4 protein-coding genes are annotated in these 12,812 nt (G+C 56.4%); all 4 read left to right on the top strand.

The features are described 5' to 3' along the window. Window positions 1-50 precede the first annotated feature (50 nt). From GRF59_RS03085 to GRF59_RS03070, 4 genes are read left to right on the top strand one after another with little or no spacing between them, the layout of a single operon-like run. Complete coding sequence (locus GRF59_RS03085) at window positions 51-914, top strand: CPBP family intramembrane glutamic endopeptidase (RefSeq protein WP_341480055.1); 864 nt, start codon at window positions 51-53, stop codon at window positions 912-914. Between the two features lie 4 nt (window positions 915-918). Next, window positions 919-1,728: a CPBP family intramembrane glutamic endopeptidase gene (locus tag GRF59_RS03080; RefSeq protein ID WP_160496185.1), complete on the top strand. Its 810-nt coding sequence runs from the start codon at window positions 919-921 to the stop codon at window positions 1,726-1,728. Further along, window positions 1,725-2,528 (top strand): CPBP family glutamic-type intramembrane protease, encoded by an 804-nt coding sequence (locus GRF59_RS03075; protein ID WP_160496184.1) that lies wholly within the window; start codon window positions 1,725-1,727, stop codon window positions 2,526-2,528. The genes GRF59_RS03080 and GRF59_RS03075 overlap by 4 nt, the downstream gene beginning before the upstream one ends. A gap of 14 nt (window positions 2,529-2,542) precedes the next feature. Continuing rightward, on the top strand, window positions 2,543-12,805 hold the full coding sequence (locus GRF59_RS03070) for a non-ribosomal peptide synthetase (RefSeq protein WP_160496183.1): 10,263 nt from the start codon (window positions 2,543-2,545) through the stop codon (window positions 12,803-12,805). Window positions 12,806-12,812: the final 7 nt, after the last annotated feature.

Genomic DNA, 12,812 nt, shown 5'->3' with positions numbered 1-12,812 from the left:
CTACGAGTAACATCTGACAGAAGTAAGAAAGGAGCTTTCCTTTGAAAAAAGTGTTGTCCATGATAGTGAATATCGCGCTTTATCTCGGAGTCTTTTATGCGCTGCTCTATCTGCTTCGCTCTACTTACAACTACGAAGTGACGCTGTCCTTCGCCAAGTTTCTGGATCGCAACCCGGCCATGTTTATGGCCGTTCTATTCACGCTGATAACACTTGTGTACATGCTCATCTTTCGTATCAAAGGATGGATCTGGCCCCAAGCGGAAAAAAATCTGTTCCGCGCGTCGGGCTTCAACCGGCTGAGCGCATCTCGCGTTTTGTTGATGATTGGCCTGGGTCTTGCCGGAAGTTTATTCAGCATCGGTTTGATCGTCATTGACGATATTGCGAGGCAATTCCCGTCCATTCCCGCGCTGGTCGACGATACGATCAGGGGGGATTCGATCTGGTACGTCATTCTGGGCGCCGGTTTGATCGGCCCGGCATTTGAAGAAATATTGTTCAGGGGACTCATTTTCAGAGAGCTTCGCAGCGTTATGCCGGTATATGCAGCCTTGCTGCTGCAAGCCGCAGCTTACGCTTACTTCCAGCCGAGCGCGGCGCTTTCGGTCATCAGCATCGGTTCGGGATTGATTTACGGGTCGCTGTATTTGCGCACCGGGTCGCTGTGGGCGCCTATTCTGGTACAGAATACGGCCATGGGCACCATCTTTCTATTTAAATACATCGGGTTCTACGAATGGTTTGGCAAGCTGGGCGATGTTTCGCTGTATATCATTACAGCGCTCTGTCTGGCTGCGTTGATTGGAGGTTCCGTCTATGTCTGGCGGACCTCCGGCAACGGCGGTATCGGCGTACGCGCCGGTCAAGCGCTGACGGCTGACGCGCCGTCGGCAGCACAAAAGGGGGTCTGACCGCATGAAGGCATGGGGAATGATGCTGGCTCGCGTGGCCGTTGTAATCGGCCTGTATTTTGCATGGTTTCTTACCGCGCAGAAATTATTTTTCAATTATGTGTACCCCAGTAGCACATGGTTTGAACAGAACACGGTAACCGTCATTATTTTGAACGATATGGTGGGTTTGCCGCTCATGCTGCTGGTCTGGAGGTTAATATTCAAAGAAAATCTGTTTAAGGCTGCTAAGTTCCGCGTGATGGGCGGAAAATCGGTAGCGATCGCATTATGGATCGGTCTTGGAGCCGGCCTGTTTACGGTCGCTTTCTCCCGGCTTCCCGCCATTGCATCGGACAAGTACCAATTCCGTGAATTGTTTGATTACCTGAACCGCGCGGAATGGTATGTATTTCTGATTTTCCTGATTCTCGGAAATATTTACAAGGAAACGTTGTTCAGAGGCATTCTAATGAATGCGTTCAGACGCGTGTTCCCGGTTTGGATCGCAATTGTGATTCAGGGCGTGTTGTACGGGGCTTTGTTCTTTCTCGGAGACATTCCGCTGTCGCTGTACGGTTTTCTCGGCGCGGTTATTTTTGCACTATTATATGTCTGGTTTAAATCCATCTGGGCGCCGATTGCCGCGCAAGTCGCCTGTCAGGGGAGCCAGTACCTGCTTTGGCATTACGGGCCGGAGACGACAGACATCACCGTCATGTCCGTCGTGATGGTAGTGGCGGCTGCCATGATTGCGGTTGGCATATTCCTTGCGGTCAAGCATCGCTCTTCGATCTCCACGCCGCTGTCTTCCGAGGCGGTGACGCCTCTGTGAAGGGATTGCGAATAGCGGGAAATAGCGTCTTATACTTGGTCATTTATGCGGCAATTGTAATGCTTGTCAATCAAGCGCTCTACAATTGGGTCGGCGATCCCAAGCTGAAAGACTGGATCGCTGACAATTCCGGCATTGTGCTGATTGTATCCAATATCATCGTGCTTGCCGTCTATCTTCCGCTGCTGCGCTGGCAAAAAATTTCGCTGAAGGATTTGGGGTTTGTTCCTGCGCGCGGCGGATCATTGCTGCTGTCCGCAGGGACGGGTATCTGGCTCGGCTTGTTTATCGCCTCGTTTACCCGTCTTCCGTGGATAAAGGCGACCTTTCCGGCCATTTCTGATTTGGTCGCTTTTGTCGCCGGCGGTAGATTGATCATTTTTATGCTCAGCAGCTTGCTGCTGGGATCTTTGCTGGAGGAATGGCTGTTCAGAGGAATGCTGTTCCATACATTGCGTCAACGTCTCTCGGTTCTGTGGACGGTTCTGCTCCAGGCTGTATTGTTCGGCGCAGTATTTATGAATGTAACGGTTGGCGCATTTGCGGCGCTGGGCGCGATCGTATACGGCACCGTACGCGCCGGCTCGCATTCGCTTTGGGGATCGCTTGCAGCCCATGTGTGCAGCACAGGCACTTTGTATATTGTGCTGCAATGGGCGGGTAATTGGCAGTCAGGTACGCTTGGTTTATTAGCCCTGATCAGCGGACTCGGCATTGCTGCTCATATGTTATTGCTGCTGCGCGGGAGCGGCGGAAGGGCGGAAAAAGAACAGGCCGTCAGCGATTTCATTACTAGCTAGGAGGGAAGGGCGCCATGTTTCAACTGGATATGCTGGATACCAAAAAAAACACAGCCGGCCGGAAGGGGCGGAGCGGGGGTTCCGTCTCCAATGTTTCCCTCAAGGATATTGCGATTGTCGGGATATCCGCCAAGCTGCCGCGCGCGGAATCGCACGAAGCCTTCTGGGAGCTTCTGCGGGACGGCAAGGACCTGGTAGGCGGGTTTCCGGATTCTCGCAAGGTGGAATTGAAGCCGTATTTGCGCCGCATGGAAGCGCAATACGGCTCCGTTTCCTTTTTTGATGGGGCGTATATCGAAGATATTTCAGGTTTTGACTACTCATTTTTCCGGCTTTCGCCCAAGGAAGCCTCGCTGATGAGTCCAGCGCAGCGACTTTTCCTGCAGACGGCCTGGGGTGCGCTTGAGAATGCGGGGTACGGCGGGGATGCGCTGCATGGTTCGCGCACCGGCGTCTTTATCGGCTATAACGGGGACGCTCTGCATGATTACAAGCGAATCATCGAAGCACTGGACCCGGACGCCTTGTCCATGGCGGCGCCAGGCAATCTGAGCTCCATGATACCGAGCCGGATTTCATATTTGCTAAATTTGCGCGGTCCGGCGATCAGCGTGGACACCGCCTGCTCCTCCTCGCTGGTAGCGATCCATCTGGCATGCCAATCGATCCGCAGCGGCGAATGCGAGGCGGCGATTGCCGGCAGCGTCAAAATTAACGTGCTGCCGCTGGATACCGGCATACGGCTTGGCATCGAGTCAAGCGACAACCGGGCCAGAACGTTCGACGACTCGGCCGACGGAACGGGCATCGGCGATGGAGTGGTTGCGCTGCTGCTAAAACCGTTGTCCCGCGCGCAGGAGGACGGCGACCATATTTATGCCGTCATCAAAGGCAGCGCGGTGAATCAGGACGGCAGCTCGGTCGGCATTACCGCCCCGAACGCCCTCGCACAGGAGGATGTTATTGTACGCGCCTGGCAGGATGCGGACATTGATCCCGAAACGATAACGTATATGGAGGCGCACGGCACGGGAACCTCGCTGGGCGACCCGATCGAAATCGACGGGCTGACGCGCGCCTTCCGGAGATATACCGATAAACGGCAATTTTGCGCCATCAGTTCGCTGAAAACAAATATCGGTCATCTCGACCATGCCGCCGGCATTGCAGGGCTGCTTAAGGCGATCCTGTCGCTTGTCCACAAACAGCTTCCGCCAACGCTTCATTACCGCTCGCCGAACCGTAACATTCCGTTTGTGGATTCGCCCGTTTATGTCAATGACGAATTGACGCCGTGGGAGACGGACGGCGGAGCAAGAAGATGCGGAGTGAGCGCGTTCGGCATGAGCGGAACTAATTGCCATGTTGTGCTGGAGGAGGCTCCTGCCGGGATGCCTTCGGATCGTTCGAACAGAGCTGAACTGTTCTGCTTGTCCGCGCACAGCATGGCGGCGCTGGAGCGACTCGTGATACTGATGCGGGACTGGACTCTGCAGCATCGCGGCGATGAAAACCGCAGTCTGGCCGACCTTTGCTACACCTTGGTTGCCGGCCGGGGAGCCCATCAGTATCGCTTAGCGATTGCGGTAAGCGGCTGGGAAGAGCTTGCCCAGACCTTGCATGCCGTAGCCGAAAGTGGCTTTACCGGCCTAGCGCTGCCGAACGGCCGGTTCGGAACGGCCGATGCAGATACGACCGGTAATATGCGGCAGCAATCCATTCCAAATGAACGAGAAGTGGAAGTGCTGGAGCTCGGCCAACGTTACGTAAGCGGATACGAGATCGATTGGAAGGAGATCTATCGTGGACAACGCCGCTATCGGATGCCGCTTCCGACGTATCCGTTCGACTCTCACCGCTGCTGGGTGGAGGAGGCACGCGATGGAGCGGCGCTTCATACCCCATTTGTGGCCTGGGGCGGATATTCGTTCGGCGGAGATATTCCCGAGGAGCTTAGGCAAGAAATGAACGAAACGTTCGCCAGGTGGCAAGCCGCGCTGGAGCTGAGCGGCGGAATGACGAGCCAGCGCCGCCGCGGCGTTGCGTTAACCGGGGAGCGCTCTGGCCTGGAGTGGGAGCAGCATGTCGCAGATGTCTGGGGAGAACTGCTCGGTTATGACGAATTGCCTACGACTGCCGGGTATTATGAGTTGGGCGGAGATTCCATTATTGCGCTCAAAATTGCGAATCGGCTCAGCGAACTTGCGGGCGTACGCATTCAGGCGGCGGATTTGCTGGGGCATGCGGATCTGCCTTCGTTCACTGCACTGATCGAGCGGCGGATCAGGGAAAGCGGTGCGGCAACAGCGCAAATAACGAACGCCCGGCACGATGGACGAGGGGCCGACGTTGGGAGCGGCGGTTATGAGACGAACGGCGGTCATGACGCACAAGCTGCGGACGGCACTCGTGAAGGAGCAGAAACGTCCGGCGGGTATGTCGGGCCGTTGACTGGCCAAGCATCCGGCGCTTTGTCCGGCGATAAGCTGGAGCCGATTCCAAAGGCAGCCCCACAAGAGCATTATCCGGTTTCATCGCCGCAGAAACGCATGTACTTGCAACAGCAAGCGATGCCGGATGATCGCAGCTACAATTTGCCCGAATTGTTGCACTTGGACGGTGTTATCGATGCAGACCGGCTGGAGGCCGTCCTGCAAGCTATCGTGGAGCGTCACGAGACGCTTCGCACCACCTTCCACGTCATTGACGGAGAGATCAGGCAGCGCATTCACGCCGCCATTCCTTTAAGCCTGATTCGCCTCGAGGTCGATGAAGCCGAAGCGGACGGCGTGCTGCAAAGCTTGTTCCGGCCGTTCAGGCTCGATACGGCTCCGCTGCTCCGCGCAGCCTTGCTGACGCTGGGACCGGATCGCCATGTGCTGTTTCTTGATATGCATCATATTGCATCCGACGGCATGTCAGCGGGCATTCTTTTGTCCGACCTGATGACTTTATATCAGGGCGGTTCGTTGCCGTCGCTACCGCTGCAATACAAGGATTATGCGGTATGGCAGGAGAACAGGCCGCTTTCAGGGAACGCCGAACAGTATTGGCGCAAGCAATGCCAGGGAGACTGGCCTCTGCTTGCGCTTCCGACCGATGCCCCGCGCCCGCCCGTCAAAGGCAACCGCGGCGAAACGTTCGACGTGTACGTCGAGGCTGGTTTAACGGCAGCTGTACGAAGCCTCGCGGCAGAATCGGGTGCGACTCCGTTTATGGTGCTGTTATCGGCGTATTACACTTTCCTCGCCCACTATACGGGGGCCGAGGACATTGCCGTCGGCACGCCGATTGCAGGACGGAACAGGCGCGAGCTGGAAGCGATCGCGGGCATGTTCACCGGCACGCTGGCGCTGCGCGCTTATCCGCGCGCAGACAAGCCGTTCAGAGCCTTTTTGTCCGAAGTGAAAGAAATTACGACCGGGGCTTACGCCCACGCCGATTATCCATTCGAGGAAATCGCGCAATGGATGGACAGAAGGGACGCCAGCCGGAGTCCGCTGTTCGACACGATGTTCATCATGCAAAACCTGGGTATTCCAAACGCTTCGCATGCTGGATTGTCGTATCGCCACCAGCGCTTTGAGCATGGCACGGCCAAATACGATTTGATGATTCAGGCAGTGGAGACTGGTTCGGAATTGCGGCTTGTCGTGGAATATAATGCCGATTTGTTTCGCCGTGCGACAGCCGAGCGGTTCATGCGGCATTATGTGCAGCTGCTGCGCAGCGTGACGCTCTGTCCTGACGCCGTGCTCGGCGAAGCGGAGATGCTGACAGAGGAAGAGCGCCTGCAGATGCTGGCGCTGGGGAGACACGAAGCGGACTTTCCGCCGCCGCGCTGTCTGCATGATTGCTTCAAGGAACAGGCGGCAGCCGTTCCCGACTTGCCGGCCGTATCTTGCGGCGGGGAATCTATGACTTATCTGGAGCTGGACCGCCGAACTGATGCGTTGGCGCGAACCTTGCGTGCACAAGGTGTGGGAAGCGGCAGTGTAGTCGGCATCATGGCGGAGCGTTCCATCCCCATGCTGACCGCTATGCTCGCTGTTATGAAAGCCGGAGGCGCTTATATGCCTATAGATCCGCATTATCCTGAAGAGCGAATCCGCTATATGCTGGAGGACAGCGGCGCGGAGCTGGTATTCGCGGACGATGCATGTTCCGGAGCTGGGGCCGTCGTACCGACCTCCTTGCAAGTACTGAACATTTCGGATGAGACACTGTTCTCCAGCGAAGACCATGCCGCCGCATGGCCGCAGGATGCCAATGATCCAATGTATGTGATCTATACCTCCGGTTCTACGGGGCAGCCCAAGGGTGTCATTGTGCCGCACCGCAGCTTTTATAATTTCGGACATTCGCTCCGGACGTTTTTCGAGGGGAAATACGGCGAAAAAGACAGATGCCTTAGCCTGACCAATATTTCGTTTGACGTCAGCGTAGCAGAATTGTTTATGCCGCTGATGTTCGGGGCTTGCACGGTACTTTACCCGGAGCCGAAATTGCTTGATCCGCGGAGAATTGCTGAAGTGATTACGGAAGAACGAATTACATTCGCTTATTTGCCGCCGTCTTTGCTGAAAGAAGTTGCACGGCTGCTGGAGCAATCGGTTTCTGCAATTACGCTAGACAAAATGCTCGTTGGGGTAGAACCAATTAAAGACGAAACGCTGGAACTGTATACGAATCTTAATCCTGAGATTCAGATTATTAACGGCTACGGCCCGACGGAGACGACGGTTTGCTCCAATATGTACGCATACAAGCCGGGCGCTTATCGCGGCGGCTATGTGCCGATTGGAGGGCCGATGCACAATGTCGAAAATTATATATTCGGCTATGGTGGCCAGCTTGCCCCTATCGGTGCAGCCGGGGAGCTGTATATTGCCGGCAGCGGCCTTTCGGGCGGTTATGTGAACAAGCCGGAAATGACGGCCGAGCGCTTTTTACCGCATCCGTACCACGAGGGCCGCTTCATGTATCGCACCGGCGATATCGCAAAGTGGCTGCCGGACGGCAACGCGATGTATGTGGACCGCGCCGACCAACAGGTAAAAATCAGAGGCGTGCGGATTGAAATGAACGAGGTCCGCTCGCAATTGATTTCCCTTCCCGAGGTGGAGGATGCGGTTGTGGTCGTCCGCGAGGAGGCAAGCGGCGACAAGGAGCTGTGCGCGTATGTGATCGCTTCGGACAAGCTTCCTTCGCGGGAATGGCGAAGAAAGCTGAAAGACAAGCTGCCGGAGGCGATGATCCCGGCCTATATCGTGGCAATTGACGCGATACCGCTGACGCCAAACGGGAAAGTGGATCGGCGCGCCTTGCCAGAGCCGGAATCCGGAATTCAGGAGCAGGGAAAGCTGGAGCTGCCTCGAGACGGTATGGAAGAGCGCGTCGCCGCCATTTGGAAGGAAGTATTGGATGATACCGCCGGACCAATCGGCATTCACGACGACTTTTTCGAGCTTGGCGGCCACTCCTTGAAGGCTGCTGTGCTGGCGGGTAAGCTGCAGCAGGCGACGGGTGTTCTGGTTCCGCTCAGCCTGATATTCGAGCTTACCTCCATTGCAGAAATGGCCGCCTGGCTGAAGGAGCGGGACGGTGCCGCTGCGATGGCTGAGCCGATCCCGAAAGTAGAGCGCCGCGAGTGGTATCCAATGTCGCGGGCACAGCGCCGCCAATATATGATGCAGATGTTGGCCGGAGACGCCACCATGTATCATGTGCCGTTCGCACTCCGCTTGCAGGGCAAGTTGGATGAAGTGAAGCTGGAAAACGTGTTTACGGCACTGATCGGCCGCCACGAAAGCTTGCGGACGACCTTCCATATGACTAAGGATGAATTCAGGCAAACGGTTCATCCGCCGTATGCTTTCAAGCTGGAGGTAATGGATCGTGCAGCTTTCGCTGGAGTCGAAACACTTCCGGGAGAGCTGCTGGACGGTGCCGAGGTGACAAAGCTTATGGAAGTCTTCCAGCGCCCGTTCCAACTGGACAAGCTGCCGCTGCTTCGGGCCGGGCTGCTGCAATTGAATGAGGAAGATCATCTGCTGTTGCTGGATATTCATCACATTATTACGGACGGCGTATCCTCTGGTTTGCTGGTTAAAGAGCTGTCGCAGTTGTATTCCGGTCAAGCACTACCGGAGCTGCGCATTCAATACAGCGATTATGCGGTGTGGCAGGAAGCCGGATTTGCAAATGCCGCTTATGCGGAACATGAGCGGTATTGGATGGAAATCTTCGAAGGCAAGCTCTCTGTGCTGGAGCTGCCGACAGATCGGCCACGTCCGTCACGCCCGAGCTATAAGGGCCGCCGCCATTCGTTCCGGCTGGACGCGTGGACAACGGCGGAGGCGCGAAAGCTGGCGCGGGAAGCGAAGACGACACTGTATACGGTGCTGCTGGGCGCTTTTGCCGCGATGCTGGCCAAATACAGCGGGCAGGCCGAAGTGATTGTGGGCACCCCCACCGCAGGCAGGGAGCATGCCGATACGCATGGCTTGATCGGCATGTTCGTCAACACGCTCGCGCTGCGGACAAGGCCGGAGAGAGACAAGACGGTGCGGGCCTATATGGCGGAACTGCATAACCATGTCGTAGAGGCGCTTTCGCGTCAGACGTATCCTTTTGAGGAGCTGGTTGAAGGACTGATGGCAGATAGCGACAGAAGCCGCAATCCTATGTTTGACGCCATGTTTGTCTTGCAAAATATGGACCGGGCGGTGATGGAAGCTGGCGGTGTTGTTTTTGACGAAATGCCGTTCGAGGCGGGGACAAGCAAGTTCGACCTGACTCTGGAAGCGGTGGAGCGGGAAGCGGAAATTGAACTTCAACTGGAATACGCAACGGATTTGTTTCATGAGGAAACCGCGCGCCGTATGGCGGAAAGCTATACCGTACTCGTGCGGGAGATGTGCAGATCGCAGGAACGCACGGTCGGCGAGCTTGAGCTGATGAGTGAAAGCGAGAGGGAGCAATTGCTGGCTCTGTTGGCCGGAGGAGGCATGCCGGTACAGGCTGCATATAGAGAGAGGAGCACGGGTAGGATGGAATTTCGAGCTGAGAAAGGCATGACGGATCGGCAAGGAAACGCGGCGCCGTATTCCGTGCAAGCAACGTCGGAATGGACGGGGTTTGTGCAGGAAGTGGAACGCCAAGCGGCGCGCACGCCGGATGAAACGGCGATTCAATTCGGCGCGGAGACGGTGACGTACGCGGAGCTGAACGAACGCGCGAATCGGCTTGCCCATTCCTTGCGGGCGAAGGGCGTAGGGCCCGAGCGCATTGTCGCACTGATGGCGTCCCGCAGCCCCCTGCTGCTTGTCGGCATTTTGGGTGTTCTGAAAGCCGGAGGCGCATATGTCGCCATTGATCCCGCTTATCCGAAAGAGAGGATCGACTGGATGCTTGAGGACTGCGGCGAAGCGCTTTTACTGACGGAAAAAGCATATGCAGGTGTCGTAACGAGGGCTGTTGCTGAGTGGTACCTGGATGATTCGGAGCTGTATGCGGCGGACAGAGGCAACCCAGGGTTTGTTCATAAGCCGGACCATTTGGCGTATGTGCTGTATACGTCGGGCTCGACCGGGCGTCCCAAAGGAGTGATGATCGAACATCGCGGGTTGTCGCACTTCATCAGCGGCTTTCGAAGCCGGATACCGTTTGAGAAGGGCCAGAGTATCCTGGCGATGGCATCGGCCTCCTTTGATATATTTGTCGTTGAAAATCTGCTTCCGCTGACGCTCGGTATGCGGATTGTACTCGCGAGCGAAGAAGAAAGGGGCGATGCCGCCTTGTTGCAAGGCTTGATCGACGCGCACGGTGTCGATGTGCTGCAAATTACGCCATCACGATTCAAATGGTGGATGAATCAGCGAGGCGAAACGGACGGCTTGCAAAAGCTGCGCATATTGATGATCGGGGCGGAGCCGCTGACGGCCGATGTGCTTGGCAGGTTACGCGCCGCTACCGGAGCCAGATTGTTTAATCTGTACGGTCCGACGGAGACGACGGTGTGGACCTCCATCCGGGAAGTGACCGAAGGGGAGGACATTTCAATCGGCACGCCGATCGAAGGTTCCGTCATGATGGTGCTTGACGAAGGACTGAAGCTGCAGCCGACAGGCGTGACGGGTGAAATTTGCATCGGCGGGCCGGGCGTTGGGCGTGGGTATCTCAGTCATCCCGAATGGGATGTCGCTTTTGTGCCGAATCCGTATGCGCCGGGCGAACGCATGTATCGCACGGGCGACCTTGGGCGCAGGCTCGAAAATGGGGAGTTCGCCTATGCGGGACGCCGCGATTTCCAGGTGAAAATCAGGGGCCACCGGATTGAAATCGGTGAAATTGAGCAGTTGCTGCTTCGCCATGAGCAGGTGAAAGAAACGGTCGTCACCGCGTTTCAGGAAGAGGATGGGGAATATGCGCTTTGCGCGTATGTGGTCATGCAGGACACCGCGGTAGCGGATGCGGAGCCAGACGGCGCAGTGCCATCCGACCGGTTGACCGCGCAGTTGCGCGAATATCTCGTGAACAAGCTGCCTTCTTATATGGTTCCGGCCTTCATGGTCGTTCTGGATGCGATTCCGCTTACGCCAACAGGCAAAATCGACAGAAGGGTGCTGCCGACACCGGGATCTGCCGACGCGGGCACACGAGAGCTTGTTCCGCTGTCGACAGATACCGAGCGCAAACTGGCGGAGATTTGGAAGGAGCTGCTCGGTACGGATACAATCAGCGCCAAGGACAGCTTTTTCGAACTGGGTGGTCATTCCCTGAAGGCGGCGGGCATGGTCAGCCGCATTGCGGAACGCTTTGGCATCCAAATGCCTCTGCGCGATATTTTTATGAATCCAACGCTTGAAGGTTTAGCGGCCCATCTGGACACTAGCGGAACCGTGGCGGCCGCTCGCATTCCGAAGCAGCCGGAGCGCGAGCATTACCCGATGTCAAGGGCTCAGCGCCGCCAATTTATGATGGGGCTGATCTCGGGCGGGGCAACGATGTACCATGTGCCGTTCGCCGTGCATATGCAAGGCAAGCTCGATGTGGAGCGGCTGGAGGAAGCTTTCCTTACGATGATGCGCCGCCATGAATCGCTCAGAACGACGTTCCATCACGAGGAGGATGAGTTCCGACAGCGCGTGCATGAGGAGCCAGTATTTACACTGGAGCGGGGCGCCAGGCTAAGAATGGCGGCGGGCAAGCTGCTCACGGAAGGCGGAGACGAAGGATTGTTTGGCGGCATCAGCGCACTGATGGAGCGCTTTATCCGTCCGTTTGATCTCGGCAGTCTCCCGCTGTTCCGGGCCGGATTGATTCCGCTTGGCGAGGAGCGCCATCTGCTGCTGCTGGACTTTCATCATATTATTACCGACGGCGTTTCCGTCAGCGTCCTGTTGCAGGAACTGACCAATTTGTACGGGGGCGGCGAGCTACCGGAGCTGGATATCCAGTACCGGGATTATACGGTATGGCAAGAAGAACGAATCGGCAGCGAGACCTATATGGGGCATGAGCGCTACTGGTTGGAGGCATTCGAAGGGGAGCTGCCGACGCTTGCACTCAAGGCGGCCTTGCCAAGGCCGGAACTGCAAAACTTCGAGGGCGGACTGATCAACTTCAGACTGGATGAGGAGCTGACGCTCAAGATCAAGGCGTTTGCGCGCGAGCGCGGCACGACGTTGTATACGGTGCTGCTCGGGGCTTATTCGATGCTGCTCAGCAAATGGAGCGGTGAGGAGGATATCATTATCGGCACGCCGGTAGCCGGCCGCAATCATGCGCAACTGGAAGGACTCATCGGGATGTTTGTCAATACGGTCGCGATTCGCAGCTTTCCCGAATCGTACCGGACCGTTAGCGATTATTTGTCCGAACTGCATGAAGATGTGCTGCGGGCGCTGGAGCACCAGGATTATCCGTTCGAGGATTTGGTGCTGAAGCTGGGAATTGAACAGGACCGCAGCCGTAATCCGCTGTTCGATACGATGTTTATTTTGCAAAATATCGATCGCGTCGCTTACCGTTCGGGCGGCATTGAATTCGACCCCAAGGAGTTCGATCCGGGCGTCAGCAAATTCGATTTGACTCTTGAAGCGGCGGAGCGGGATGAAAAGATCGGCTTTACGTTGGAATATGCAACAAGTCTTTTCCAAGAAGAGACCGCCTGGGCGCTGGCGGATGATTATACGGAGATCATACGCGCGCTTGTCGAAGACGGAGCAAGCAAAAAAATCAGTGCTGTGCTTGCGGCAAGCAAGCTCGCTTGAACCAACA

Origin of the sequence: Paenibacillus dendrobii (assembly GCF_009807035.1) — a bacterium.
Lineage (GTDB): Bacteria > Bacillota > Bacilli > Paenibacillales > Paenibacillaceae > Paenibacillus_AQ > Paenibacillus_AQ dendrobii.
This window is presented reverse-complemented; position numbering and strand designations above follow the sequence as displayed.